The sequence below is a fragment of the Alcanivorax sp. HI0083 genome (assembly GCF_001635175.1).
Genome location: NZ_LWFX01001136.1, coordinates 1 through 1,742 on the forward strand (window position 1 = coordinate 1; position 1,742 = coordinate 1,742).

2 protein-coding genes are annotated in these 1,742 nt (G+C 58.6%); one reads left to right on the forward strand and one right to left on the reverse strand.

The genetic code is table 11. The annotated features are described in order from the left end of the window. On the reverse strand, positions 1-1,054 hold a 1,054-nt coding region (locus tag A3754_RS15950), incomplete at its 3' end, for a heme lyase CcmF/NrfE family subunit (protein ID WP_197468685.1). Positions 1,055-1,436: 382 nt separating this feature from the next. Between A3754_RS15950 and fabA the strand changes: the two genes are divergently transcribed. Further along, the coding region (gene fabA / locus A3754_RS15955) for a bifunctional 3-hydroxydecanoyl-ACP dehydratase/trans-2-decenoyl-ACP isomerase (RefSeq protein ID WP_082904791.1) at positions 1,437-1,742 on the forward strand (306 nt) is incomplete at its 3' end.

The window sequence follows — 1,742 nt, forward strand, 5'->3', positions numbered from 1 at the left end:
GGAAGGCTTCCCGCGATACCGGCTTGAAACCGGTATCACAGCGCAGCGCCGACGCCCGCAGGCCAAACAAGGTCAATGCGCCACCGGCGACCACAATCAGGAAGCCAAGAATGAAAGCTCCCCGGGCCGGGTCGTTGGCAAAGGCGTGGACCGAGGTCAGCACCCCGGAGCGCACCAGGAAAGTCCCCAGCAAGCTCAGAGAGAAAGTAATGATCGCCAGCAACACCGTCCAGGCACGGAACATGTTGCGCTTTTCGCTCACCGCCAGTGAGTGAATCAAGGCTGTACCCGCCAGCCATGGCATCAGGGAGGCGTTTTCCACCGGATCCCAGAACCACCAGCCGCCCCAACCAAGTTCGTAGTACGCCCACCAGGACCCCAGCGCGATACCCACGGTCAGGAAACTCCACGCCACCGTGGTCCACGGCCGGGCCCAGCGAGCCCAGGCCGGATCCAGGTTACCCATCAGCAAACCGGCCACCGCAAATGCAAACGCCACGGAGAAACCTACATAGCCCATATAAAGCATGGGCGGGTGAATAATCAGTCCAGGGTCTTGCAGCAGCGGATTCAGATCGGCGCCATCCAGCGGGAACCAGGGCAGGTTTCGATCAAAGGGGTTGGAGGTGAGCAGCATAAACAGCATAAAGCCCACGGAAATCATGCCCATGACAGCCAGCACCCGGGCCACCATCGGCAATGGCACACTGCGGCTCAGCAACCCGACCATGGCCGCCCAGCCGGACAGCATCCAGCCCCACAGCAACAGGGACCCTTCGTGGCCGCCCCAGATAGCAGACAGCCGGTACTCCAGCGGCAACGCAGAGTTGCTGTGCCCAGCCACATAGGTCACGGAGAAATCATTGATATAGAAAGAATAGCCCAGCGCCACCATGGCGACAGTCATGGCCAGCCACTGCACCCAGGCCAACGGACGGGCATACCACTGCCAGGCAGGCAGGTTGCGATACACGCCAATCAGGGGGAAAACTGATAGGCACAGGGCAGCAGCCAGTGCCAACCACAGGGAAAGATGCCCGATTTCTACCGCCACGAGAGCTCCTTACTTATACGACTGGATATGCGACTTGCGTTTTTGACTGGTCAAGGGGCGGCCGGACGCGGCTATTTGGCGCGATCCGGCGCGCATAGCATCGGTAGATGGTCCGGCAATTGCAAGTCCGTGGCGGTGCCGCAATGAAAAGACCCCCTGAGCGGTACAAGAAGATAGACAGCGGTCATTTCACTCCGTTCATCGGTCATTTTCGGTAAAACGGCGCCAAGACATATTTTGAGACGGTTGCTATTCGTATGCTCTCACTTCGCTTTGCTACTATCAGCGCTTACATGACAGGGTGTCACCGCGCTGAAGATAAAACGTCACAAATAATCCATATACTCAAAATGCGCCGCCCTGGCCTGCATGGAGTAAGACTTTGAGCACTACGACAACACAGAAATCTTCCTATTCTCGCGAGGACCTCCTCGCCTGTGCGCACGGTGAGCTGTTTGGCCCCGGCAATGCGCGACTGCCTTTACCCAACATGCTGATGATGGACCGCATCACCCATATCAGCGAACAGGGCGGCAAATACGGCAAAGGCGAAATCGTTGCCGAGCTGGATATCCGGCCGGACCTCTGGTTCTTCGATTGCCACTTCGAAAGTGACCCGGTGATGCCGGGCTGCCTGGGCCTGGATGCCACCTGGCAATTGCTGGGCTTTTTCCTGGGCTGGGTGGGC